Raw genomic sequence first — 24,840 nt, 5'->3', positions numbered from 1 at the left:
TTTCAAGGAATACGATGAACCGAAAACTCTCCCTAAGCAAAAGTACCGCTCTGTCTCAATGGCCGTGACGGGTTACATTTGACTTCGTGAAGGCCTACGAACACTTCAACGACCCTGAGTGGGACGGTGAGCCGTTGCCACCCGACAATCCCAAGCCGTCAAGGCCAAGCCAGACTGGTGCGGTTACGGGCGAGCCGCCTGAAACGGGTCCAGAGCCAGAAGCAAAGATTGTGATTAAGTTGGCAGACGGCAAAGAACGCCAGATCAAGTATATCGCAACCACGACGTATTTTTCGCACGATGGCAAGATGATCTCTGGCGAAGAGTTCATGCAGCAGTTGTTTGGCGACCTGAGTGATTTGGTAAATGACGAAGATCACCTGCGCGCGATTTGGAGCAATCCCGAGACACGTGTCCAGTTCTTCAAGGTGCTTGCTGATCGTGGCTATGACAATGACCGGTTAGAAGACATGAAGCGGTTGATTGATGCGCCGAACAGCGATGTCTTTGACGTGCTGGCCTATGTCAAATTCACTTTGGTTCCTGTGGCCCGTTCACAGCGGGCCAGTGCGGCGCGCGATGTTGGGTTGGCTGGGGTTGAAGGAGAGATGCGCTCATTTCTTGAAGCGGTGTTAGCAGCCTATGAAAACCACGGGGTTGATGAACTTGCCCTATCGAAGATCGGTGACTTCTTGCGTGTCAGATATGGCGGGACCAATGGTGCAAAGAATGCACTAGGTGCTATCCCCGATATCAAGCGCGCATTCATGGATATTCAAACGCATATTTACGCCAACTGATGCCTGTACAATGGCTCTAAGAAGTGAGTTTGGGGGTATCATTGGGGGTATCTTGTTAGGCTGATTGTGTTTTATTTATTTAAAGTAATTGCTTAGGTCTTTATTGTGAGTCCGTGTGGGCTAAATATCGAGTTTCAAAGCAATTACCTCAATGAAATGAGGTGCTTGCGCAATCTGTGGTTGGGTTTGAGCGCGATTAGAACATAACGTGAACATTGTAACGCGAAGGCCATTACAAGGATTTCAAAAATGCCCCATATCAAATTCACCGACACCAACATCGGTGCGATTCCGACGCCGGACAAGACCGTCTGGTACACAGACCCCAAGCAGAAAGGCTTGCGCCTTTGTGTGACAAAGACCGGCGTTAAGACTTGGTACGTCAACAAGTGGGATCCGACAGCGAACAAAGTGCGCTCGGTCAAGCTCGGCCAATGGGCATCGAAGGTGAACGCCATACTTCTTGGACCGCTTCGCCAGCGTCATCTCCTCGCGGATCGATTCATGCGCAACCTTGGCTTTGAATTCTCTCTCATCAAAACGGCGTTTTCACTGCCGGGCAGCGGGTCGAATGGTTCTTTCGTTTCTTCATTTCGGATCGTCACTTTCGTCATGCGATCCACCTTAACGGCAGGACCAAATTTCCGCGAACACCTCTCTTCAGGTCGGTCGCGTCGATCATGACCGTTTTCTTCTCGCCGTGATCGGCAGCAAGACCGGCCATCATACGCACGAAGATGCGCCTGTCGCTCTAACGCTTCCAGCGATTGTAGAGCGTCTTATGCGGCCCATAGACCGCAGGGGCATCCCGCCACCGTAAGCCATTGCGATTAATGAAGGTAATCCCACTCAACGCAGGCCGATCATCGACACGTGGTTTGCCGTGGGACTGAGGGAAGAAAGGATCAAGACGTGCCATCTGCGCATCCGTCAGCCAGAAAAGATCAGACATGTTCACCGCTCAGTTTTCGAACCGTGAATCACGCCACCAGCGCGAAATCAATGGGCCCTGACCCTAATAGATACCCCTGCTGCCAGTCACCTAAACTAACACTTGCTGAGGAGCGCCCGAGCATGCGTAAAATCAACGAAGAAAACGAGCGGATCAAGCGCCTTTACCCCTGAGCTCACTGTCCAATTTTTGGGGGCCACTTCATAGTACACCAGGCACTGAATATACAAAATAGAAAATTTCTTAACACTGTTGCGAAAAATAGCTTAATTTCAAGCCGATAGCCATCGCGCACTAGCTATCTTGCGCAAGATTTCGCCCAACGACGCATGTCTCAATAATTCAGTTGTCAGGTTTTTCTTTGTTCGTACCGTTAACTTCGATAAAATAAAAAAGCGAGAAATCAAATGACTGTACCGAATATTGCGGATATTGATCTACGCCAAGCTGACGAATATTTTATACAGTTATTTCAAGAACACATCGGCTTCGAGTTCGAGGGTTTGGATTCCTTTGATGCCGCGGGTTATATTGCGGGGCAGAAGGTCGGCGGTATATTTACTGCATTGACGAAGCTGCAGCAGGCTTTTTCCGACGGGGGGTCATCCAGTGATGTGCCCAACGTACTGAAGTGGCAGATGAACCATGTCGCCAAGGATGTAAAGCAGGCCAACTGGATGGCCGATACGATTACGGGGATGACCCGTAAAGTGGTTGACGGCTATGCTGATGGCGAGGCCGCGACACGTGGTTTTCTGGTTCTTGAATCCATGATGAGCGCGGCGCAGGTCGGATCCGCTCTGTATATCATGCAAATGCAGCGCGCAGAGATGAAACTGGCCGCGTCGATCCGCGAATTTCACCGCGATCAGACGCTTCTTTTGGAGTATGCTGATGCGAACCAAAGAAAACTGCTGACCGAAGGCACAGATGCAAAGGCAATGGCCAAGGTGCATTTAGACGTCATGGAGGCAAACGCCACTTTGCGGGCGGATACCGCAGCAGCCGCGCAAGAAGAATATGATCGCCTGAATGCCCTGACCGATGCGGCGGAAAACGCGTACCACGATGCGGTTGCTGCCAAGCAGGCCCACAACGATGCGTATATGGATGTGCAGGAGGCGCTTAATCAGAACCGTGGTGCCTTGGCAGAGGCGCGCGCCGAGTTGGCGCTCCTTGATCCTGATAGCGCCGAAGGCAGGGCGAAGTTAGCTATAATCGCCGGACTTGAAGACCAGATAAGTGCCGACCAAGCGAAAAGGGCGGCACTGGATGCAGCTGAGCCCGGGATAAACGACAACATAAATCTCAAGCTCGAAGAAAAAGCGGACGCCCAAGGTAAGCTGCTGAGCCAATCTATTGTGTTGGGCAATGCGCTGGAGGGCATCGGCGACATGGCAGATGTCAGGGCTAGCAACAACGATTTTGCTTACGACGACTCCAACCCGAATAAGTGGGCTAATTCGGGGATGATGGACAACGGGATTTCAGCTGTTCGGATTGCTATGGGACTTGGGGCTGTGGCGACGGCTGGCAACGCAAGCGATGAGGTGCTGGCGGCGCTCGGGCTTGGGGCTACCACCGACGCGTTCTATGGCCTCGCCAGTGCCACCCAACATACGGGCGCAGCAGACCTTTTCGGCGAGACAACCGCAGGCAAGCTGGGCGCAGCATTTACGGGGATGGCCGCAACAGCCGGGATAGCCAGCGCTGGCCTCATGATGAGTGAGATCGCCAAGCAGCTCGACAATCCCGACCTGAGTGATCAGGAGCGGACATATCTGCAGGCTGAACTGGCTCTGCAAGGTACGGTAATGGCGTTGTCGGGCATTGACGGCGTTTTGACGAGCATGGTCACGACTGGTGCGATGACAAGCGCATATGCGTTGAAGGCAATCCCGATTTTGGGTGGGTTCGCATCGATCGCCAGTGCGATCAACCCGGCACGCTGGGCTGAATTTGACGCGATTGAGGAGCGGATCGACGGGCTTGATTCCGAAGGTAGTGCGACTGAGGCTGCATTGGGTGATGCGCTGAATGACACGCTCCACGCCAAAAAGGCCTTCTATGGGTCGACCGCCGCTTTGGATATGGCGTTCGGGATTGGTGCATCAGCGATGGCGGCAACCGGTGTGGGTGCCCCGCTGGCCATTGCGACTGCGGTCGTGGGGGCCGTGATATCCGGCATTGTGCGGGCTACTGAACAGGCCCGGCTTGAGGGCATCGCCGATGATCTGCGCGCGGACATGACTGCGGACGGGCGCACCGTCGAAGAATTTTTCGACCTGAGTTTTGATGATCGGCAAGATGAGCTGCGCGAGAATTACGCAGACTATTTTGACAAAATGCTGGACGAGGATTTTGACGCCGCAATCGGGTTGGGCAGCCAAGTGCTGACGGCAAATGATTTGTCGACGGCCGCAATATCAAAGACCGGTGGCGAGCTGCGGAAGACGGCGAAACACTATGCCGATACGTATACGACAGCCGGCGGCTGGGACCCGGAAGAAATCATGCTCAGCGAGCAGGAGGGTTCGGATACCCTTACACTGGCGGATCGCGGATCAGAGAAGGTCTATCTGACCTTCATGTCGCCATTGCTGGCGTCCGGCAATGAATCCACATCGCGCGAGGAAACCGGCAAAAATGAATTCCGTACATCGCTGACGATCGAAGATATGGCAGGATGGAAGATCGTTGATAGTGGCGCTGAAACGAATACGACCTTCAACATGGTCAATGTGATCAATCACGCCCGCGACATCAATGGCAATGACATAACACTCGACATGGAGATCAACGCTGGCGGTGGCGATGATACCTATTTTGGTTACGATTCTGCGATCACCTTCAACGGCGGAAAAGGCACTGATACAGTATCCTACACGCGTATGGGCGACGAACTGTTGACCAAGGGGATCAGCGCAAAGGCGACAGGAGATGAAATCCTTGTGGACAAGACACTGCGCGCCGACAGCAAGGTTTACACCGAAGTGGTGGGGGAATTTGAAGAAGCGCACGGAAAACGAACTGAGACCATCGAATACCGGTCGATTGAGCTGAAAGAACGGGGTGAGGTAACGACCGTTCAGGACAAACTGATGTACGTCGAACGCTTCCATGGCACGTCGCTTGATGACGTATTGGATATGAGTGGCTCCACAATTGTCGATCAAATCTTTGGGTTCGGCGGTGACGACAGGATTATGCTGGCTGAATCCACCTCAGTTACCCTTGGGGGTGAAGGTGACGATCACATCTATGTCGGTGAAGCGCTGACGGGAGCACTTTCCAAAATGGCCGATGGCAGCGCCGTAGTCACGGACGCCGTTTACATTGATGGCGGTGCGGATCTGGATCGGGTGTATTTCGACGAGGCGACGCATGATGCGCTGCGGGGGCAATATGCTGAACAGCAGCTTGCCAGCGCTTATTCCATACTGCTGTCACGGATGTTGGGCGTGGGCGCGGATGCGGATGTCATCGCTGCCAGCCTCGAATCCTACATGATGCAGGGCACGGGTGATGATTTCGGGCTTGCTGTCTTTAACGATGTCGAATTCTTGCATTTCGATCTGGGCACGTTTGAGGTCCCTTACGAAGACATGTCATCCACGGTCATGACCGTCCACACCTATAGCGATGTAAATCTTCAGACGTCCCAATTTGTTGATTGGGCTAATGACCATGATGCCGATACGATTGATGAGTTCGAAGGCGCATTGATCGGTGACAACGACCCCTACATGCTAAAGGAATATCAAGGTAAAATCTATCTTCAGGCGGGTGAAACCTATGAATTCCGCGAAACCGTAGACGACAAGGCTGTCCTGTACATTGATGATGAGAGAATCATACGAGATTATGCTTCGCACCAATCCGCAACGGGCACTTTCACCGCAGATGAAGCGGGATGGTATGACTATAGTTTCTATGCGTATAACCACGCCGGTGATGATCGTACGGAACTTGAAGTGCGCAATGTCAGTACGGGTACTCAGTTTGAACATATCGTTGGTGATGTCCGGCTTGAGCAGCTTCTGGGTTTCGAAAGCCGGATGCTGAACGGAAACCTGACCGGAGACGCGACGCTGGATACAATCTGGCATGCGGCTGACTTTCAGGCCATGATTGATGACGTACTGACACCACCCAGCGGGCTGAATTTTTTGACACGCAATGGGCTGGTTGAGACCTATGAAAATACATCATTTACAAACATCTCGGACTTCTCAGATTACGCCGGTTCTCGCGCCGCGGATAGCGTAGAGCGGGCAACGAGTGTGATTGATGATTTCGTCGCAGATGATACTTTACATCATTATTCCGGCGAAATTTGGTTGGAAGCCGGGGAAAGCTACGAGTTCCGTGAAACAAATGATGATTGGACGCTGTTTACGATCAACGACGAACTGGTTCTTGGGAACCACAGTGCGCACGTACATACGACAGGCACCTATGAGGCTGAAGTATCCGGTTGGTACTCTTATGATTTCTATTCATATAACTACACGGGCCCGGGGCTTGCGCGTCTTGAAATCAAGTCCGGCGGTATGGACGATTTTATACTGTTTGATGGCGAGATGGTCATGGGAACAGAATTGTCTGCCGCAGGTATGTTTAGCTCGGTCACGCTGGTCGGCGACGACATGAGCAATTCCCTGATCGGGAGCGAGGTATCTGACACGATCTTTGGATCAGGTGGTCACGACATCATCGAAGGCGGCGGCGGTTCGGATGTGCTGTCGGGCGGTGCTGGCTTTGATACTTTCGTGCGTGACCATTGGTATGTCTCGCATGATATCATTGTAGAAATGGATGCACAGGACTGGGTCGGAAATACATTCAAATTTACCGGTACCGATCTGAATGGTATTCGTTTCGCAATGGAAGGTGATGATTTGGTCATCGTGACCTCTAACCTCAAGTCCTCAATCACGCTGAAGGATTTCTACAAGGAAGATGGCAGTGGCGTATTAAAAACGCAGTATGTTGAAGATAAAGATGGCGACGTCTTTGTGTTTGATCAAAGCTTTTTGGGGAACGTTTCGCTTGATGAGATAGACTATACCCTTAACCATCGCGACAACATTCATGGAAATTTGGAGCGTGTGCAGAATGCACTCGATGCTCTGGATAACTTGCAGGATCTGTCCGACGATACGTTCCAAGATGCGTTTGTCGACCTCGTTCAAGAACAGTTCGACCTGTGAGCGACGCAAGTAAAGATGCCGCCGCGCTGGACAAACTGTATGGCGCGTGCGGACGCATTTTCTGGCTGTGGTCCAATTCTGGGCTGCATAAATCTTGGCCTGTCGCGCTGCAATCGCGCTTTGTGTTACCTGCAGTAATGACTGGGCAATATGCCATCCTTGAACGGGAAGGGGTGCCGCGCGCCTATTGTTCCTGGGCGTGGGTGACGCTGGAGGTCGAAACGCGGTTTGTGATCGACCCCAATTCGCTCCGCCCCGAGGATTGGACCGGTGGTGACCGGCTGTGGTTTGTCGATTGGGTCGCGCCATTCAACGCCCGCGACACACGGGACTTGCGCGGGCGCATGGCCGACCGTTTCCCGCGTGATCTGGCCCGGTCGATCCGCGTTAAACCGGGCCAAAAGAACGCCCGTATCGCGACCTACGCGGGTTCCGATCTGACCCGGCAAGAAGCAAGCGCGCTACGCGCCAGCCTCTACCAAGACCTCTTCGAAAGCCTGCGCCAGCATCCCGAAGAAGGACGCGGTTTTGGTCTGATGCAAGAACATCAAAAAGAACCCGCCGCCCCGGATTGAGCAACCGCGATGGGGATTTTTGATATTGATGCCATCAGGGCGGGGTACAGTCTTTTTGTACGTTCCAGCGTTTGAACATTGTGGGGGCAGATCAATGAGGGAGCATTAATCGGCAGGTCAACTATTGTGAAAAGTGAGTGACCGTCGGACAATAACAGATTCTATACTTACCGGATTTCGTCATAGGCATTCTGCAAAACGGCTACAAAGTCTTGGCCCAATTGATCGCGACTGAATTGCTTTCGGGCGAGTTGTTGAGCGCGTTTGCCAGCGTCAGCCAACGTTTCCTTGTCCTTTAGAAATGAGTATAAGTCATTCACAGCTTTGGCAGGATCGGCATCAAGGACAACTCCGCACGCATGATCCCTAATCAAATCCGCCTGCCAACCCTGATAGTTGATTGCGATGGCTGTTCCCGACGCAAGCGTGTCAAAGAACTTGTTTGCCGAGTTCGCCCACATTTCTGATAAATCGATAAATAATGAGCAAGAAACACTGGCGGCAGAAAATGCTCCGACAAGTTCTTGCTTTGGCATAGCTGGATACTGGAAGAAATTTGCATCCAACACGCCCAATTGCTTTGCGCGTTGGCGTGTTTTTTCCACTTCAACGCCGTTTCCGATCGCCACAAAACGAACCGCGGGCATTTTATCGATCATGAAGCAGGCCAGCTCTGCGAGATAGCCAACACCATTAATATGCCCAAATGTTCCAGCGTAAAGAACAATTGGTCCCGTCCCCAATTCAGGGTGATTGGCGCGAAATTGGGTGGCGGCGATCTTTGGCTCAGCAAACAAGTCCAGATCACAACCATTGGGAATAATTATGATCTTGTCTTTCGGATACCCAGCCTGAGCGATGCCATCGGCCATTCCCTGAGATAAGGCAATAATCCGATCCGACCGCGTATAAGCAAAACGTTCCAGTCGCAAAGCCAACCAACGTGTCAAAGGATTCTTAAGCGCACCCATCGCAATAGGGAGCTCTGGCCACAAATCCCGGACTTCAAAGATCAAGGGCGCGCGCAGCTTCCGAGCGGCGCGAAACCCAGGCAATATAATCGTCAACGGGGTGCTGGTCGCAAACACAAGATCGCCACCGATACGACAGCCTCTTTGCCCGGCTTTGACGGCAAATTTGAAAAACGCTGCAATGCGAGATGTATAGCTCATGGTGTTGCTGTATTTAACGGGCAGCCAGTGCACGTCGATGCCGTCGATGGTTTCATGCCACCAATCGTTTTTATGCGTTGGTTCGCGCCACGTAGTGATGATGTGAACTTCATGGCCGGCTGCAATCAAGCGCCTCGCCATTTCATATGATCTTGTGCCGCCTGCCATTTTGGGCGTGTTGAAATATTGATGAAAATACAGAACTTTCACGAAAGCACGCGACCCTGATTGTGCGATATTTTCCACATTTGATCATGTTGTATTCGCGCATCATCGCGGCGAAAAATTCGGACAATCGCGAGAAGAGCGAAAATCTGTAGAAAAACACCCTGCGAAAAGAATGTGCCGTAGTAGAAATAGAATACTAATGAGATAACTGTAAAGGTTGCTGCGGCACGTGCGGCAGGATCGAGTGTTTTTACAGCCCGGTCAAGGTGTGAAAAATACAATCCTAGAAGGAAGCCGATTGAAATAACGCCAAAAATTCCCAAATTTCTCCATATATCCGCAATCGCGCCTACGGGGCCGACATAGATGGAGTTGTGCTGCAAAGTGCCGACATAGTTGCCGGTGATCAAGCCAGTCAAACGTGAAAATCGCAGTAATAATTTTTCAGAAGAAAAGTCAAAAAGCCCGTATGATAATTCGATGGGCACAAAATTGGGTGCCATGACTGCCCGATTTGAAATAAAGTCCCAGCCAGTGAATGTAATATCCCCCAGGTCAAAGTCTTGGATATTATACTGAATAAAGGTCATCGCGCCACCCAACATGATGATGGCACAAAAAAGCGTGAGGCATATTAAAAAAAGCCGTGTCAGTGATCGAGAACGTATAAATTCAGCATAGAACAACATGACGATGACAAGCATCAGTGGGCCTCGCTCTAGCGTCATGATAACACTGATCACAAGCGAAAATATCAGGAACGGTAACAGCCAACGGCTGTATGTTCTCGAATACCAGTTCAGCACAATAAAATAGACAATCGCGAACGGCAGAACTAGCCGTCGGGTGATCTGAATCAGCGCTGTAACCGCCCGGTTTGTATCGTTCGCACCAATCAAACGATAGTCTAGCTGATTGATATTCAGACCGTATTGGGCGACTTTTTCATAGCCTCCTGAAAAGAAAATCACCCAAACCAACAGCGCCGAAAAAAGTGCAGCCCAGTAAACGATGCGATGCTGAACGAACATGTAGCTATGTCGCTGTTGCTCAGCTTGGAGTTGCTTGAAGCGGGGTGGTGCAGCGACTGAACTGGTGTCAAAAGGTTGTTGTGGCGCAACACGGCTTGCGAGTTTGTGGAAGAACAGACCGCCAAGATAGCAAATGCAAAATATTGTTCCGACGATGAATGCGCGAGACGCAGCTGCGCGGTATTGCTCGACCGACAAATAATTCCAATAGGCCGTGTAGTACTCCGTGCTCGCAATATAGGCGGTCGGGCAAAGGATCAGCGCAAATAGCACAAAAGACATCACTGAAGAGGGCTTAGCATATCTGCGTACATATGATTTCTGCGGTCTCATCCGGCGTTTGAAACTCTTCGGACTGCATCAAGTCGTTGCGTCGGCCAAAGTGTATCGCCTTGTAGATGCATTCCTTCGCCCCACTCGTTCCACGCATTAATTAAAAGGAGTTGGTTCTCAGTTTTGCAGGCAAGTTGGCTGAGGTCACGCATATATCCCTCAAATTTATTTGGCGAAAAGCCATCCATCACGCGCGCTGATTTTTTGTAACGCGGGGTGTTATCAAAATCAACGAAACCGGTCAAATTTAGGGGCTTGGGGGCCGCATCGACGGCGTGACGGGATTGCGTCAATATATGTTGCCAAACCTGATCATAGTCGTGCCAAGCTGGTTTTTTTGGTAGAAGGTCCTGAATAGAATATATTATTCTGCGCAACGGTAGCGGGAGATCCAGTAATTTACTGCGCAGTTGTAACCAAAACGTGGGTTCAATGGGCCGCTGGGCGAACACATCGTCAGGTCCGAACAGCCCAAGTGTGGGTTGTGCTAGAGTGACAGAATCGAATGCACCCAAATAATCAAGGTTCGCACTGCCCTTGCGTACTGTCCCCGCAATATGCGGCGCGATCCCGTTCTCTCGGATGCAAAAGTTGCGTAGTTCGTCACAGTACCGGCTGAGATTATCGACTTCTTCTGGAATATAAATCTGGAAGAAGGGTGAATTATCTATCTTGGTGTAGCGATGATCGGCAAAAGCCCGTGCCAGATAGGCATAGTGTTTTTCACGCTCTGCCATGTTCTGACCGTAGGTTTGCTCAATCAAAACATCTAAAGATCCGCGCCGATTTCGCCAGGTGCGAGTCCAGGAATGGTTCGCCCAGCACAACGAAAACCGAATGTCTGCCTCTGGGCTGTCCAACAGCAAATCAAATGGGCGCCCCAAGGGGCGGTCGCCATTGTACCAGTAATGGTAGAACACAAACGCATCAATTCCTGCGCTACGCGCCTGCGAAAACTGGCGCTCCATCTCCGATACAGAGAGCAGGTCAAATTCCCCTTCTGAGGGAACACGAGGTTGATGGTGGTCCTTGCGCAAAGGTCTTGCTTTGCGGACATTATCCCATTCTGTGAAACCTTGCCCCCACCACTCCGAATTGTACGGGCATTCGTGAAACTGGGGCAGAAAATAGGCCAAGATACGAAGACTCATGAGCTTGCCCGACTTTTGAATTCCGGAAAATGGATGCTATGAGGTGCAACATCCCGATCAACGATGGCACCCGCTGCAATGATTGCGCCAGCACCGATGGTCACGCCCCCAAGGATTACGGCCCGATCCCCGATCCACACGTTATCACAGATTTTGATTGGCCCTTTTGAACTTAACGGGCGATCTCTCGGTGCAATATCTGACTTGGTTGCCATATCTGCCTGAGGACTACCATGGCTATGGTCCACGATCAAAATTCCGCTTCCCCCCAATACGCCAGAGCCAATCACCACGTTATTTGTTGCGCCAATATGTGTGTAATCGCCAAAGCTGGTGCGATCACCAATCTGAATTATTGGACTGGCTTGGCAGTGCCCGTGGCATTCGAGCCGCGCCAAGTCGCCAAAAGACACATTTTGACCAAGTAAGATGCCTTTCGAATTCATTAAACGCGGCCGAAATCCAAAATAGAGACTACTTGCGGTCCCCGGCGCAAAAATACGTAGCAAGAACAAGAGGCGCCCGCGCAATCGACCAACACCGGCACGCAGTGCGCGGAAGAAAACGTTTATAGTTGCTTCGTTTTTGAAATTACGCGCCATAGTCAGATCGGATTGTTGAAGTCAGGGACGGGTGATGACGCAAACCGCAATCGGCAGTCTTGCGAACAGCAAACATAGTGATCTTGCTGCAAGGTAAGGTCAGAATGACAGGCCGGACATGCAAGCAAATCGTCTAAATCAAAGGTGCGTCGACGCAAAGAGCGCAATATGTGTATTAGCCGCTCACGCAAACTTTTTTCAGCGACCTCTGACAACTCAGAGGTTTGAATTTCGTGCAAGGTTTCAGGGTCTTGGAACCAGTCCGTGTTATCTGCGGCATTGAGTAGTTTGAAATGGATTTTTCCCCGCCATTTATAGCAGACGTGGAAAAACCGGGGATGTCGGCCAAAAAATTTGCGCCAGATGCTGTCATGCTCCAACAGGTCTAGAGTACCGATGAAATCGTCACCGATGGGGCCGCTTTTTTTGCGTATATGCAGCGTATCGTCGATCAGCATGATTTCTAGAAGATGTACATCAAATGGGTGAATACGTTCATATAAGGCATTGGGTGTTTCGATATATCCAGCCTTGGATACACGCTCTAATTCGGTCAGAAAGGCTTCTGGCTGATGCAAATGCTCCAAAACATGAAATGCGAAGGAGTATGAAAAAACCCCGGACTTGAATGGCATTGATGTGGCATCGGCAAGCACTGTTGGTCTGTCGATCGTAATCTGTTTGTACCGATGTGTCGTGTCGATATATTTTTCTAACAAAACATCTGCGAAGGGATGCGGATTGCCCCCGGATCCGACATCCAGAATTAGGCCGCTCCCATAAATAGGTTGGCGCAGTTTACGCATGGACCAACCTAAAATTCCAATCTTTTTAAACAACGCGACTTACAGCCCTTTTTCAAATTTGAGGGTGCGAATGCGTGGCATCACCACAGCGGATCCTATAAACACCCAGAAAAAAATAGAATTGAAAGTGAAAATCGCCACCGCAGCAGCGAGCCCACCTTCGGTTATAAACAGCCAACTTGCCAAGAGTGTCGTGGCTGCATTCGCGGCAGAAACCCACCAAAGCGCCTCATCCTTGAAAGCGCGTAAGAAGTAGTTGAGCAGAAAAAAGAAGTGGGTGCCAATAGCAGCTAAGGTCAGCAAACCTAATAAAGGCGCAGAGATCAAGCGCCCCTGCAATTGATCTAAACCGACAACAGGCAAAAGCCAGTAGATAGCCCAAAAACCACTTACAAGAATGGCAAGAAAAACAAACGACAATATAGTGCTTTGCCTAAACCGATGACCAAGTTCCTGAAAGCTACCTTTGGCAACGAATTGACCAAAGACCGGTGAAAGCGTTGAAACTGCCAGGATTGCGACACCATTAATGATCTGAATGATCTGTAAACTTAGGCCTAGGCGCCCCGCATCTTCGGGCCCATGGCTCAGCATGACATAGGGAGTCAGGAAGTAGAAGATGAAGAAACCGGTTAGCCATGAAACTGCTAAACGCCATTGAAAGGGCCAAATTTCTGTTCGCCATTTTACCCTTGGCAGCCTACTTGCCGTTTTATGCCACAGCAAAATATCCGAATGTTGTTTAAGTAGCCCTAGCCCAATCGCCGCACTGACACCGGCGGCTATAGGTAGTCCCCAAAGCTGAAAACCTAACATGATCAACAAGGCAGCGAGCCCAAAATTGGTTAGCGAAAGCCAAAGCCGCAGATGACTGACCGCAAGAATACGTCGATGCCCTTCAACGATCGAGGTTAACCCCACCACAAACACACTCAGCCCCGTGGCAAAGCAGAAGAAAACCCACGGTAAGATGACATCATGATAGCCATTTTCCACGGCTTCGATCTGTGGGCGATACAAAAAGATTGCAGGAAGAAGGGCAAGCGCAAGGAGTACCCCTGAAACCGCGAACCAGATGAAAAAGAGGCGTTTGTAAGCTATCAATTTCATCGGCTCATCTTCATTTGCGGACAAATGACTGATGAATTGGACCACAGCTGTTGTTAGCCCGAGCTCTGCAAAGAAGCGTAAAAATGCAAGACTATAAAAGGTGTAATAGAAACCCTGCATTTCGAGTGAAAGTTTGAAGGCAACGGCAAGCAATAACCCCAGGCCGCCGACAAGCGAAATCAGCCTGTTTAGGACGTTGATGCCAACCGCAGATGATCGAAACGCCTTCATGCCACGGTCTCAGCCATTAAGCGTCAACTGTGAGCCTGTACGCGCATAGCATCCGAGACCTTGGTAACATCGTTAGGGTTCCTGATTATGGGGCACTGCCCAGTATTGTAAGTCTATGACATAATCCGAAAAGATCGCCTTGCGATACCCCTAAAGTTGAGTAATGCTTGTTAATTATGAGAGGTGTGCAGTAACCATGATGGGTAAACCTATGCCAGCTAGAGAAACGAGGGCATTTTTGTGTCTGGATGGGGAGCCTGTAAGAAACGTGGACGCAGCCACTTTGGGATATCATGTTGAAAAGGTTCATTGATATTGCGGGCGCTGCGGGCGGCCTGTTTCTACTATCGCCTGTGCTTTTGTGGCTGGCGATTCTTATCCGCCGCCGCATGGGGTCGCCCGTAATTTTCCGACAAATCCGTCCGGGCAAGAACGGTGCACCGTTCGAGATGGTCAAGTTTCGCACGATGCGAAATGCAATTGGTCCCGATGGCGAACTGTTGTCCGATGCCGCGCGGCTGACGCCCTTCGGGCAGAAACTTCGTGCCAGTTCGCTTGATGAATTGCCTGAGCTTTGGAACGTATTGAAAGGTGACATGAGCCTTGTCGGCCCGCGGCCCCTTTTGATGGAATACCTGCCGCTTTATAATCCTGCGCAGGCACATCGGCATGACGTGAGGCCAGGTGTCACGGGATGGGCGCAGGTGAATGGGCGCAATGCGATTTCCTGGGACGAAAAGTTCGCGCTTGATGTTTGGTATGTCGAAAATCAAACAGCCTGGCTTGATCTCAAGATTATTTGTTCGACGCTGAGGAAGGTTTTGGCGAAGGACGGGATCAACGCGCAAAGGGATACGACAATGCCCAAATTCACGGGATCAGAATGAGCAAAATAGTCATCATCGGTGCGGACGGGCACAAAAAGCGCGCTGCGTGTTTATTTCCCGCAGGTGGCTGGATCGGCATTGGCGGCGCTTTCCGCGAAGCTATCAGCATTGAAACTGATGTAGCTTTCAGCGCAGGGGCGGTGGTGCTGAATGATGTAGAGAATAGCGCCCGCGTTTTTACGCGAAGGATTTGACACCTTGCTGAATGGTCCCTTTTCCCCATGGCCAGCTTTTACGGCTGAAGAGGCTGATGCTGTCTCGCGTGTACTCTTGTCCAACCAAGTGAACTATTGGACCGGGCAGGAAGGCCGCACCTTTGAGACGGAATTTGCGGCTTGGTGTGGTGTGGATTTTGCCATTGCTTTGGCAAATGGGACCGTGGCGCTTGATCTTGCACTTGCAGGCCTTGGGATCGGGGAAAGAAACGGCGGTGCGGCGACGGACGAGGTTATTGTAACGCCGCGAACATTCTTGGCCTCGGTTTCTGCCGTGGCAAATGCGGGAGCCACGCCGATCTTTGCGGATGTCGAGCGTAGCAGCGGAAACATTAGCGCAGAGACGATTGCGGCGGTCCTATCCCCCGCAACGAAGGCGATCATCGCGGTCCACCTTGCCGGTTGGCCCTGCGACATGGACCCGATCATGGATTTGGCCAACACCAAGGATATCAAGGTCATCGAGGATTGCGCACAAGCGCATGGCGCGTGTTACAAGGGACGTTCCGTAGGTTCGATTGGCCATGTCGGCGCCTGGTCTTTTTGTCAAGACAAGATCATGACGACTGGCGGCGAGGGCGGTCTGGTGACTACGAATGATCAGGCGCTTTGGTCGCGCATGTGGTCGTATAAGGATCATGGCAAAAGCTGGGATGCCGTCTACGAACGTGACCATCCGCCAGGGTTTCGGTGGTTGCATGAAAGCTTTGGGACAAACTGGCGCATGACTGAAATGCAAGCTGCGATTGGGCGCATACAATTGGCGCGGATGCCAGCGTGGCATGCAGCGCGCAGCGAAAATGCAAAGATTATTTCGCAGGCACTTGCACCATTTGCGCATGATGATGGCCCCATCCGAGTGCCATCGTTGGGTGCGCTTGGAGGTTTGGCAGACGGCACGGCTGTCGGCTCCGTGCATGCCTATTACAAATACTATGCCTATGTGCGTCCCGAGAACCTGGGGCAGGGCTGGAATCGGGACCGCATTGTTGCAGAAATCCAAGCCCAAAGCGTACCTTGCTTTCAGGGTAGCTGCTCTGAAGTCTATATGGAAAAGGCATTTGATGGGACGGGATGGCGACCTAAATCCCGTAGGGCTGTCGCGCAAGAGTTGGGCGAGACGAGTTTGATGTTTCTCGTACATCCGACTTTGACGGCACAAGAAATGTCGAAATCGGCCAAAGTGATTGGTGCCGTCCTTACTCAAGCGCGTTCGGCTCAGGGCATGCAAGCGTAAAAAACGCCCCGATCAGGGGGCGCTTTTTGTAATTAAACATCACATTAGGCAGCTGCATCCTTATTGATGCCGCCCGTTGCAATCTCGGTGCAGCGGCGGTCGCCGTCGTAGGTGTCGTCGAGGCATTTTTCCAAGATCGCGCCGTCCTCGTCCAGGTTCAGGCGGTTGGCGAAGGCCAGCAGGCAGCCGTAGCCGGCAAGTGCATAATGGACCATGCGTTGGTATTGCGTGATGATCATTGCGTCGTGCACGGCAGGGTCGCCGAATTCGGTTTGCAAGGCGTGGGCGCGGGCTTCTTTGACCAGTCCTTCCATGGCCCGGCAATGTTCGTCGCTGGGGTCAAGGTCGTGTTTGGCGCAGATTTGTGCAACCTTTTCCATGCCTTGGCTGATGCCGTTGGACCCGTCGATCAATGCTTCGGAAAGCGCTTTGTCGGTTGCGGCGCGGCCGAGTTCGTTGACCACGGCAAGCGCTTGTTTGTTTGCGCTCCAGATGTCTTGCAGTTGATCGTGATAGAGGTCTTGCAATGTATTAAGTGCCATTGTCTTGTCCTTTCCTGTTTACATATCGTTCATCGAACCAACAGGAGAGGCGCGTTTTCGTTCCGGCGATGGCGGTCGGGTCTGGCGCTCTTTGACGTGTTTTGTTAGTTTGCAGACAGCTAAGGGAGGCCGACATGGATCATTCACTGTTCTGAACGCATTTCAATTCAGTACAAGGATAGACCATGGAATTTCCATCTCCGGCCACACGGAATCCCGTTCCGCTGACTGATGGCAGCCAGCATCAGGGCACCGTTTTTCTGTCAGCCGCCATCGACCACCCCCGGATCGTTACCGGTGACTATAGCTATGCCAGTTGCCATGTGCCGCCTGATGATTGGGCGGCGCAGCTTGCGCCTTATCTCTATGATTTTTCACCGGAAAAACTGGTGATTGGCAAGTTTTGCCAGATCGCGGATGGGGTGCAGTTTATCACCGCATCGGCCAATCACCGGCATGACGGGTTTTCCAGTTTTCCCTTTATGGTGTTCACCGGGCGCGGTCCGGACAGCCCGTCGATGCCTGCGCCGGGGCCGGATACGGTCGTTGGCAATGACGTCTGGATCGGGCAGGGCGCGCGGATTATGCCGGGCGCTGATATTGGCAATGGCGCGATTATTGCGGCGGGGTCTGTTGTGACGGGTGTTGTGCCCGCCTATGCGATTATGGGTGGCAATCCGGCAAAGGTGATCCGGATGCGTCTTGATGCGCCGACGATTGCCGCGTTGCAAGAGATCGCTTGGTGGGAGTGGGAGATCGACAAGATCGCCGCCCATGAGGCCGAGATTGTGGGTGCGGATCTGGCGGCGTTGCGTCGCGCGGCTGCCGGGTGACGCAACGCGCGGTGGGGGTGCGCACGATGACGGCATCCCGCCGCGCCGAATCGCTTTGTACTTTTGTAAATAAGCTTAACGGGCGGCCGGTGCGGTGTTCATACCCTGTCGGACATGCGTCGGACTTCTATCGGACCGATGGCGCGCATTTTGGCAGGTTAATGGCGCGTGCGGTCCAAGGGTAAACGCGCCGTTAACCCTTAGCTTCGACTGTGGCCTCGGCCTGTTCGGTTGTTTGCGTGAGGAAGGTTTGCAGATCGCGCCGCTGTGCCTCTAACATTTCGGTATCGGGCTTGCGGGGGAAGCTGCCCGAATAGCGGGCGAAGCAGATCGCGCCATGTCCCTTGGGGTAGGGGAGACGCATTTTGTCCCAGGAATCCAGCCGCCGCCCGTGACTGGTGGCGAAACCATAGGTGAAGACCGGCATGTTGGTGACGCGCGCCCATTCGAGCGTGGCGTCCTTCATTTCGCGCAGGGGGCCAACGGGGCCATCGGCCGCTATGCCGATGCTGAACCCATCGTGGACCCGTTTCAGCACAATGCGCGAGGCAGCGAGGTTTGAGGTCTTGCGCGACATTTCCACAGGTTTCAGCCCGATCCGTCGGTGCATCGCCCCGGCGACCCGCCCGATCGGGGAGCTGTTGAACAGGCTGGACAGCGGGCCGTCTGCCACAGGCCAATGCAATGCTGCCATCAGCACACATTCATGCCAGGTCACCAGCAAAACCGGCCCTTCGGCAAGGGCTTCTTTTAACGCATCCTCGCCCGTGACGGTCCAGCGGATGCGCTTGTTACAGAACGCCAGATAGCGTCCGGCGATCCCGCCGACGAGCGCGGCAAGGCGTTGAGAGTTTTCGAGCCGATGGCGCAGTGACACGGATTCTCTTTCATCTAGGGGCCGTTCGGGGCTTGTTTTGACATTTCCGGGATCAAATACAAGTCTGATGCAGCTTGGGTATTGCTACTGTGTCGAAATCGGACTAATCCCACAGCCGGTCGTAGGGGTATAGCTCAGTTGGTAGAGCGACGGTCTCCAAAACCGTAGGTCTGGAGTTCGAGTCTCCATGCCCCTGCCAGACCGGATCACCGCCCGCCGGAGGATCGCAATCATTTCATGACATCCGAAGATTTCACCGTCGCGTTCCATATCGGGGCGCATAAGACCGCCACCTCGCATTTGCAGCGGTCGTTGCTGTCGGCTGCGGATGCGCTGGCAGAGGCGGGTGTGCGCTATTACGGGCCGGAGTATTTCCGCCTGCCGGGGCGCAGTATCAATGCGTTGTTCGGATCAAACGAGGCAGAGCGCCCGCGCGCCCCGCGCCGCCCGGTGGAAGATCAACTGCGGCTGATGCGCAAAGGGGCGCAGCGGTTGGTGTTGAGTGAAGAGAATTTTGTTGGCGTGCTGAATAGCCCCCGCCGACATGCGTTGACGCAGCGCTATCCGAATGCCGCCCCACGGATCGCAGCATTGGCCGCGACGTTGGGCCGCGAGATTGATGTGTTTCTGTCGGTGCGCCGCCCCACGGCCTTTATCAATTCGGCCTATTGTCAGATGTTGATGGGCGGTCGCGTGATGCCGATGGCTCGCTACAAAGAGATCAACCCGCTTGCGACGGTGGATTGGCTTGATTTGGTGACCCGCTTGCGCGACACCCCCGGTGTGGGGGCGCTGACGGTGTGGCGGTATGAGGATTATGCGCATTTGTTTCCGGAAGTTTGCCGTCACATGGTCGGGGCAGCCCATGCGGATTTGGTGCACCCGTTGACTCGCCGCATTCATGTGGGCCTGTCGTCGCCCGCTGTGGCAGAGGTGTTGCACCGGCATGCAGATCATGATGCCAAGGATCTGGGTTATGGTGCGCGCAGGCTGTTGCCGGTCGAGGATGGCTATCCGCCGTTTGACGGATTTGATGCGGTGGCCCATGCGGCTGGCGATGCGGGCTATGCGGCGCAGATGGCTGCGATTGCGGCGATGGACAATGTGCGTTTTTTGCAGCCCTGAGGAATTTGGCCTGTGCCGTGTCGCGACAGGCTTGAATTAAGCCCACAGACGCCGTATGTGCCCCGTTAGCTGAAAAAAGGAACCGCTTCATGGCCCTCGCCAACCCCGTCAAATTCGTTCAGGAAGTGCGCGCCGAAGTCTCCAAGGTGGTCTGGCCGTCACGCCGTGAGGTCGTCATGACCACAATCATGGTGTTCATCATGGCCGCGATCACCGCAATCTTCTTTTCGCTGGTCGATATTTTGATCCGGACCGGGCTGACCGGTGTGCTGGGTTACTTTGGCAGCTGATCACGCTGGGATGCTGCCGCGCATAATTTATGGCGGCCCTCTTGAAAATGCCGGGGGCGGGCGGTATCAGCCGACAACTTCTGAAAATGGCGTGCGGCGAATCGAGTTGCACGCCGATTTTATTTTTGGAACCGGCGATAGCGCCGTAATCAACGGAACCTGAGGCCTGCAAGGGCTTCGCGACGACAAGGTACACGACAGATGGCCAAACGGTGGTATTCGGTAAGCGTTCTCTCGAACTTCGAGAAGAAGGTCGCAGAAGCGGTCCGCACCAAAGCGGAAGAGCAGGGCCTGGAAGATCAGATCGACGAAGTGCTGGTGCCGACCGAAGAAGTGATCGAGATTCGCCGCAACAAGAAGGTGACGACCGAACGCCGTTTCATGCCCGGCTATGTGCTGGTGCATATGGAAATGTCGGACGAAGGGTATCACCTGATCAATTCGATCAACCGCGTCACCGGTTTTCTTGGTCCGCAGGGCCGCCCGATGCCGATGCGTGACGCCGAAGTGCAGGCGATCCTGGGCCGCGTGCAGGAAGGCGAAGATGCGCCGCGCACGCTGATCCATTTCGAGATCGGCGAGAAGGTCAAAGTCAACGACGGCCCGTTCGAGGATTTCGACGGCATGGTCGAAGAAGTGGACGACGACAACCAGCGCCTGAAGGTCACGGTGTCGATCTTTGGCCGGGCCACCCCGGTCGAGTTGGAATTCACGCAGGTTACCAAACAGTAATCCGCGTGTTCAGACGTGGGAGGGCACCAGCCCGAACCACGGCATCACCGCCCGTTTTGGGCATATGTAGGATGGGTCATCTGACCCATCGCTGAAAAAGGAGAGGCCACATGGCCAAGAAGATTATGGGTACGCTGAAGCTGCAGGTTCCTGCAGGCAAAGCCAACCCGTCCCCACCCGTCGGTCCTGCGCTGGGTCAGCGCGGCATCAACATCATGGAATTCTGTAAGGCGTTCAACGCCAAGACCGGTGAGATGGAAGTTGGCGCACCTTGCCCGACCGTCATCACCTATTATCAGGACAAATCCTTTACGATGGAAATCAAGACGCCCCCTGCGTCTTATTACATCAAGAAGGCTGCCAAGCTGAAATCCGGCTCGCAGACTCCTGGTAAATCAACTGCCGGTTCGATCACCGCCAAGCAGGTGCGTGAGATTGCAGAAGCAAAGATGAAAGACCTGAACGCGACTTCTGTTGAAGGTGCGATGCAGATCATCATGGGCTCTGCCCGGTCTATGGGCGTGGAGGTCAAGTAATGGCAAAGCACGGTAAGCGTACAGTCGCCGCGCGTGAAGCGTTTGATGGCAAGCACAATGTGACGGTCGAAGTGGCCGCAGCACTGGTCAAAGACAATGCCAAGGCAAAATTCGACGAGACCGTCGAAATCGCCATGCAGTTGGGTGTTGATCCCCGCCACGCAGACCAGATGGTCCGCGGCACGGTCAGCCTGCCGCACGGCACTGGCAAAACGGTTCGCGTGGCTGTTTTCGCCCGTGGCGACAAGGCTGATGAAGCCAAGGCCGCTGGTGCGGATGTCGTTGGTGCAGAAGACCTGATGGAAACCATTCAGGGCGGCACCATTGATTTTGATCGCTGCATCGCGACCCCTGACATGATGGCGATCGTTGGTCGCCTGGGTAAGATCCTGGGCCCACGTAACCTGATGCCAAACCCCCGCGTCGGCACCGTGACTATGGACGTCAAGGAAGCTGTCGAAGCGGCCAAAGGCGGTCAGGTGCAGTTCAAAGCTGAAAAAGCTGGTGTTGTGCATGCTGGTATCGGCAAGGCGTCATTCTCGGCCAAGCAGTTGGAAGAAAACATGCTGGCCTTCGTTGACGCGGTTGGCAAAGCCAAGCCAGCGGGCGCTAAAGGCACATACATGAAAAAGATCGCTGTCAGCTCTACCATGGGGCCGGGCGTGACGATTGACGTGGCTTCGGCCACTGGCAACGCCTGATCACACTGATCAGATCAAGCAATACGCGGCAGGCCCTTGGGGCCTGCCGTTTTCGTTTCCGGTCGATGGCCTATCTTTTTGCCTACAAGAAACGCCGCAAAACTGTCTTCGCTCAGCGGGCGGGCGATGGCGTAGCCCTGGAAGGCCCGGCAACCAAGATCGCGCATGGCGTCGATATCGGTTTGCGTTTCCACGCCTTCGGCGATGGCGTCGATCCCCAGTGCCTGTGACATTTCCAGAATAGCCAGCACCACGCTGCGTTTCTTTGGATCGCTGACCACATCCTTGACCAGCCCCCGATCAATTTTGAGCCGGTCCGGCTGGATTTTAATCAGCCCGGTGATGGATGCCCGTCCGCTACCGAAATCGTCAATTTCGATCGACACGCCCAGATCACGCAGCTGGTGCAGGATCTGGCTGAAGTGCAGATTGTTCTGTGTATCATCGAAATAGATGGTTTCCAGCAGCTCAAGGCAGAGCTGACAGCGCCTTTCGGTCCAGTGTTCAGTAATGTCCGCAGGAAACCGGGCGTCAAGAAGGCGCGCCTCGCTGATATTCAATGCCAGCGCGGGCAGAATGACCCCGGTCGCAGCCAGACGATTGACGGTCGCCATCGATTCCCGCAGGATCGCCCTGTCGATGGCGCTGGTCAGGCCCAGCGAGCAGGCACCTTCAAGGAAGGTAGCAGGCGCCAGCAGGCCGCGTTCAGGATGCTGCCAGCGCACAAGCGCCTCGACCCCGATGATCACATTGGTTTCCGCGTCAATCTGTGGCTGGAAGTAGGGAATGAACTCTCCCCGTTCCAGCCCGGCGGGAATGTCGGCGATGAGACGGCGTCGGTCCTCCATCCGGGCGAGTAGCGCGGGTGTGATCCGGCAGGCCGCGCCGCGGCCACCGCGCTTGGCCTCGTAGAGAGCCATATCCGCATGGCGGATCAAGTCACCCATATCTGATGGCCCGGGCTCTGAAACGGCGATGCCAACACTGGCGCCGCTTACAAGCTGCTGTTGCTGTAACGGCAACGGCTCGTCCATCTTTTCAACAATGCTGTCACCGATCCAATCCGCATGTTCCTGCGTGGTGTTCCCGTGCACAATGACCATGAATTCATCACCGCCGATGCGGTAGACGCAGCCTTTTCGCCCTGTTGCCGCGCGCAGGCGGTTTGCGGTCAGACGCAAAACCTCATCGCCTGCGGGATGGCCCCAAGTATCGTTCACCCATTTGAACCGATCTAGGTCAATCTGCAAAAGCCCAACCCGCTGCCCGGTTTCGGCGATCGCCTTTTGCAGGTCGCGTTCAAAGGCGCGACGATTGGGCAGGCCGGTCAGGCTGTCTTCGAATGCTGCGCGTTCAATGATCTGGCGCGCCTCATCCAGTTGGCGGTTGCGTTCCTGAAGGGCCGCATTGCTTTGTTCTAGCCGCAGTATCGCTGTTTTTTCGGCCGTGACGTCATGCCCGGTGCCGCAATAGCCAAGGAAATTCCCCTTTTTGTCAAACTTTGGTTGCCCGGCAGTCCGGACCCAGAGCGGACCAGGGAAATCCACGCGCCGCACCATGTATTCAAATTCGCGGAATGGTCGGCGGTTCGCTAGGTCGTCGAAATGTCGCTGCCAATGTGGGTCATCGGCATTTTCAGCGGTGATGGTGTCGCGCCGCTTGCCGATCAGACTGGCCGCTGTAAACCCAACTACCTGTTCGATCCGGTTGGAAAAATATGTAAAGCGATGCTCTGAATCCGTTTCCCAGAACCAGTCCGAGGCGATCCCGGCAAAGTCCTCAAGATCGCGAATCTTTTTCTTGGGCGGCTTGCTCATCCTGAAGACATATTCGTTACGTTCTGAATAACCGGTTATTTTTTGCAACTGCCTCCGCCGAATTTCAGGGCTCATGCAGAAAATGGGGACTTGGCTTTCAGGGTGGCAGGCGGTAACCAGCAGGCCTGGGCCCGGAAGATTGATTCGTTCGGGCCTTTGTTCGTCCGAGACGGTGGGTTGGCGACTATCGCTGATAATTCCTGCCTGAGACGGGAAAGACCAGAATTTTCGAGGTTCTCCTCGGTTTGCTCTGGCTCGCCCCGTTTACATGGACTGTAGACTGTCGGGCGGCCCAGCCGCCGGGCAAAACGAGAGCCGGTGCCGGATTTCATCTGGTGCCAAATTTGGAGTGAAACTGTGGATAGAGCACAAAAAGAACAGCTGGTTGATGACCTCGGCCAGATCTTTGAAAGCTCTGGCGTCGTAGTGGTTGCCCACTACGAAGGCATGACAGTTGCTGAAATGCAGGACCTGCGCGCCCAAATGCGCGAAGTTGACGGGTCCGTGCGCGTTGCCAAAAACAAGCTCGCCAAGATCGCCCTTGAGGGGAAGCCATGCGCCAGCATCGCTGAATACCTTACGGGCATGACAGTGCTTGCCTATTCCGAGGACCCCGTGGCTGCGGCCAAGGTCGTCGACAAATACGCCAAAGGGAATGACAAGCTTGTCATTCTTGGTGGTGCTATGGGTGATCAAGCACTTGATCCTGCTGGTGTGAAAGCCGTTGCCGGGATGCCAAGCCGCGAGGAGCTTATTGCTTCTATCGTGGGCTGCATCGGGGCACCTGCATCCAACATCGCCGGGGCCATTGGCGCGCCTGCATCGAACATCGCGAGCATTCTTTCGACCATCGAAGAGAAAGCTGCATAAAGCATCTGAACTGTCTTGGGGCTTGAAAGCCCTG

At 53.6% G+C, this 24,840-nt stretch carries 22 protein-coding genes, 1 tRNA gene and 2 pseudogenes; 15 read left to right on the top strand and 10 right to left on the bottom strand.

Annotated features, from left to right (window positions below; genetic code table 11):
• Positions 1–77: 77 nt before the first annotated feature.
• Both ACJ5NV_RS19115 and ACJ5NV_RS19110 read left to right on the top strand, forming a co-directional pair.
• Positions 78–800, top strand: a pseudogene (locus ACJ5NV_RS19115) (type I restriction-modification enzyme R subunit C-terminal domain-containing protein); the annotation flags it as partial.
• 249 nt (positions 801–1,049) lie between these two features.
• Positions 1,050–1,484, top strand: coding sequence for a hypothetical protein (locus ACJ5NV_RS19110; RefSeq protein ID WP_411646320.1), 435 nt, complete (start codon positions 1,050–1,052; stop codon positions 1,482–1,484).
• On the opposite strand, the pseudogene ACJ5NV_RS19105 reads toward ACJ5NV_RS19110, so the two are convergent.
• Positions 1,459–1,752 (bottom strand): annotated as a pseudogene (locus ACJ5NV_RS19105) (transposase); the annotation flags it as partial. The gene ACJ5NV_RS19110 and the pseudogene ACJ5NV_RS19105 sit on opposite strands and share 26 nt — an antisense overlap.
• 407 nt (positions 1,753–2,159) lie before the next feature.
• Between ACJ5NV_RS19105 and ACJ5NV_RS19100 the strand changes: the two are divergent.
• Together ACJ5NV_RS19100 and ACJ5NV_RS19095 are read left to right on the top strand one after the other, a co-directional pair.
• A complete protein-coding gene (locus ACJ5NV_RS19100; protein WP_411646319.1) occupies positions 2,160–6,965 on the top strand; it encodes a hypothetical protein in 4,806 nt (1,601 codons plus the stop codon).
• On the top strand, positions 6,962–7,540 hold the full coding sequence (locus ACJ5NV_RS19095) for a toxin-activating lysine-acyltransferase (RefSeq protein ID WP_411646317.1): 579 nt from the start codon (positions 6,962–6,964) through the stop codon (positions 7,538–7,540). The genes ACJ5NV_RS19100 and ACJ5NV_RS19095 overlap by 4 nt, the downstream gene beginning before the upstream one ends.
• 167 nt (positions 7,541–7,707) lie before the next feature.
• Here ACJ5NV_RS19095 and ACJ5NV_RS19090 read toward each other — a convergent pair whose 3' ends face one another.
• The 6 genes from ACJ5NV_RS19090 to ACJ5NV_RS19065 are packed head-to-tail and all read right to left on the bottom strand — an operon-like array spanning position 7,708 to position 14,144.
• Positions 7,708–8,958 carry a glycosyltransferase family 4 protein gene (locus ACJ5NV_RS19090; RefSeq protein WP_411646315.1) on the bottom strand — a complete coding sequence of 417 codons (1,251 nt, stop codon included), beginning with the start codon at positions 8,956–8,958 and terminating at the stop codon, positions 7,708–7,710.
• The gene (locus tag ACJ5NV_RS19085) at positions 8,919–10,184 is read right to left on the bottom strand and encodes an O-antigen polymerase (protein WP_411646312.1); all 1,266 of its coding nucleotides are present in this window, start codon (positions 10,182–10,184) and stop codon (positions 8,919–8,921) included. Before ACJ5NV_RS19085 ends, ACJ5NV_RS19090 begins: the two co-directional genes overlap by 40 nt.
• A gap of 56 nt (positions 10,185–10,240) precedes the next feature.
• The gene (locus ACJ5NV_RS19080) at positions 10,241–11,395 is read right to left on the bottom strand and encodes a glycosyltransferase WbsX family protein (RefSeq protein ID WP_411646310.1); all 1,155 of its coding nucleotides are present in this window, start codon (positions 11,393–11,395) and stop codon (positions 10,241–10,243) included.
• The gene (locus ACJ5NV_RS19075) at positions 11,392–11,997 is read right to left on the bottom strand and encodes an LbetaH domain-containing protein (protein ID WP_411646308.1); all 606 of its coding nucleotides are present in this window, start codon (positions 11,995–11,997) and stop codon (positions 11,392–11,394) included. Before ACJ5NV_RS19075 ends, ACJ5NV_RS19080 begins: the two co-directional genes overlap by 4 nt.
• 2 nt (positions 11,998–11,999) lie before the next feature.
• A complete protein-coding gene (locus ACJ5NV_RS19070; protein WP_411646307.1) occupies positions 12,000–12,803 on the bottom strand; it encodes a methyltransferase domain-containing protein in 804 nt (267 codons plus the stop codon).
• A 39-nt stretch (positions 12,804–12,842) separates the two neighbouring features.
• The gene (locus ACJ5NV_RS19065; RefSeq protein WP_411646305.1) at positions 12,843–14,144 is read right to left on the bottom strand and encodes a polysaccharide biosynthesis protein; all 1,302 of its coding nucleotides are present in this window, start codon (positions 14,142–14,144) and stop codon (positions 12,843–12,845) included.
• A 293-nt stretch (positions 14,145–14,437) separates the two neighbouring features.
• Between ACJ5NV_RS19065 and ACJ5NV_RS19060 the strand changes: the two genes are divergently transcribed.
• Genes ACJ5NV_RS19060 through ACJ5NV_RS19050 form a run of 3 tightly spaced genes read left to right on the top strand, consistent with a single transcriptional unit; the run spans position 14,438 to position 16,483 of the window.
• Complete coding sequence (locus tag ACJ5NV_RS19060) at positions 14,438–15,031, top strand: sugar transferase (protein ID WP_411646304.1); 594 nt, start codon at positions 14,438–14,440, stop codon at positions 15,029–15,031.
• The gene (locus ACJ5NV_RS19055; RefSeq protein WP_411646302.1) at positions 15,028–15,225 is read left to right on the top strand and encodes a hypothetical protein; all 198 of its coding nucleotides are present in this window, start codon (positions 15,028–15,030) and stop codon (positions 15,223–15,225) included. The genes ACJ5NV_RS19060 and ACJ5NV_RS19055 overlap by 4 nt, the downstream gene beginning before the upstream one ends.
• A 4-nt stretch (positions 15,226–15,229) precedes the next feature.
• Complete coding sequence (locus ACJ5NV_RS19050; protein WP_411646300.1) at positions 15,230–16,483, top strand: DegT/DnrJ/EryC1/StrS family aminotransferase; 1,254 nt, start codon at positions 15,230–15,232, stop codon at positions 16,481–16,483.
• Between the two features lie 44 nt (positions 16,484–16,527).
• Here the strand turns inward: ACJ5NV_RS19050 and ACJ5NV_RS19045 are convergent, their stop codons facing one another.
• On the bottom strand, positions 16,528–17,025 hold the full coding sequence (locus ACJ5NV_RS19045; RefSeq protein ID WP_411646298.1) for a ferritin-like domain-containing protein: 498 nt from the start codon (positions 17,023–17,025) through the stop codon (positions 16,528–16,530).
• 185 nt (positions 17,026–17,210) lie between these two features.
• Between ACJ5NV_RS19045 and ACJ5NV_RS19040 the strand changes: the two genes are divergently transcribed.
• Positions 17,211–17,858 (top strand): CatB-related O-acetyltransferase, encoded by a 648-nt coding sequence (locus ACJ5NV_RS19040; RefSeq protein ID WP_411646297.1) that lies wholly within the window; start codon positions 17,211–17,213, stop codon positions 17,856–17,858.
• A gap of 193 nt (positions 17,859–18,051) precedes the next feature.
• Here ACJ5NV_RS19040 and ACJ5NV_RS19035 read toward each other — a convergent pair whose 3' ends face one another.
• The gene (locus tag ACJ5NV_RS19035) at positions 18,052–18,735 is read right to left on the bottom strand and encodes a lysophospholipid acyltransferase family protein (protein WP_411646295.1); all 684 of its coding nucleotides are present in this window, start codon (positions 18,733–18,735) and stop codon (positions 18,052–18,054) included.
• A 123-nt stretch (positions 18,736–18,858) separates the two neighbouring features.
• Between ACJ5NV_RS19035 and ACJ5NV_RS19030 the strand changes: the two genes are divergently transcribed.
• From ACJ5NV_RS19030 to rplA, 6 genes are all read left to right on the top strand, one after another.
• A tRNA-Trp gene (locus ACJ5NV_RS19030) sits at positions 18,859–18,934 on the top strand.
• Between the two features lie 38 nt (positions 18,935–18,972).
• A complete protein-coding gene (locus ACJ5NV_RS19025; RefSeq protein WP_411646293.1) occupies positions 18,973–19,860 on the top strand; it encodes a hypothetical protein in 888 nt (295 codons plus the stop codon).
• 89 nt (positions 19,861–19,949) lie between these two features.
• Positions 19,950–20,150 (top strand): preprotein translocase subunit SecE, encoded by a 201-nt coding sequence (gene secE, locus ACJ5NV_RS19020; RefSeq protein WP_411646291.1) that lies wholly within the window; start codon positions 19,950–19,952, stop codon positions 20,148–20,150.
• A gap of 201 nt (positions 20,151–20,351) precedes the next feature.
• Entirely contained in the window at positions 20,352–20,882 is a 531-nt protein-coding gene (nusG, locus tag ACJ5NV_RS19015) for a transcription termination/antitermination protein NusG (protein ID WP_411646289.1), read from the top strand.
• Between the two features lie 110 nt (positions 20,883–20,992).
• Positions 20,993–21,418, top strand: a complete 426-nt coding sequence (rplK, locus tag ACJ5NV_RS19010; RefSeq protein ID WP_411646286.1) for a 50S ribosomal protein L11 — start codon at positions 20,993–20,995, stop codon at positions 21,416–21,418.
• A complete protein-coding gene (rplA, locus tag ACJ5NV_RS19005; RefSeq protein WP_411646284.1) occupies positions 21,418–22,119 on the top strand; it encodes a 50S ribosomal protein L1 in 702 nt (233 codons plus the stop codon). Before rplK ends, rplA begins: the two co-directional genes overlap by 1 nt.
• Before the next feature lie 14 nt (positions 22,120–22,133).
• Here the strand turns inward: rplA and ACJ5NV_RS19000 are convergent, their stop codons facing one another.
• A complete protein-coding gene (locus tag ACJ5NV_RS19000) occupies positions 22,134–23,936 on the bottom strand; it encodes a sensor domain-containing protein (protein WP_411646281.1) in 1,803 nt (600 codons plus the stop codon).
• Between the two features lie 357 nt (positions 23,937–24,293).
• Here ACJ5NV_RS19000 and rplJ point away from each other — a divergent pair, with 357 nt between their 5' ends.
• Positions 24,294–24,806: a 50S ribosomal protein L10 gene (gene rplJ, locus ACJ5NV_RS18995; protein ID WP_411646279.1), complete on the top strand. Its 513-nt coding sequence runs from the start codon at positions 24,294–24,296 to the stop codon at positions 24,804–24,806.
• The last annotated feature ends 34 nt before the right edge of the window (positions 24,807–24,840 follow it).

Source organism: Loktanella agnita, assembly GCF_046640325.1.
Lineage (GTDB): Bacteria > Pseudomonadota > Alphaproteobacteria > Rhodobacterales > Rhodobacteraceae > Yoonia > Yoonia agnita.
This window is presented reverse-complemented; position numbering and strand designations above follow the sequence as displayed.